The 220-nt window shown below is 39.5% G+C and carries 1 protein-coding gene; it reads right to left on the bottom strand.

Annotated features, from left to right (window positions below):
• The coding region (locus HMPREF3270_RS13995) for a hypothetical protein (RefSeq protein ID WP_176746736.1) at positions 1-220 on the bottom strand (220 nt) is incomplete at both ends.

The raw sequence follows: 220 nt of genomic DNA, 5'->3' as shown, positions 1-220 counted from the left end.
TTTGTGTCGCATTAGCATCTGCTTGTACTGCTTTCGCTTTTTCTAATGCGTCTTGTACGGCTTTATCTTCTTTATCTGTTGGATCTAACGTTAAATGTTCTGCGTTATTGATTGCTTTATCAAGTTCTGACTTATCTGCTTTCGCAACTAAGCCTGCTTGCGCATCTTTCAACGCTTGTGTAGCTGCTTTGATTTGATCAACAGTTACAGATTCCGGATT

Origin of the sequence: Staphylococcus sp. HMSC65H10 (genome assembly GCF_001839185.1) — a bacterium.
GTDB lineage: Bacteria > Bacillota > Bacilli > Staphylococcales > Staphylococcaceae > Staphylococcus > Staphylococcus simulans.
The sequence above is the reverse complement of the archived record's forward strand: the minus strand, read 5'-3'. Positions and strand labels throughout refer to the sequence as shown.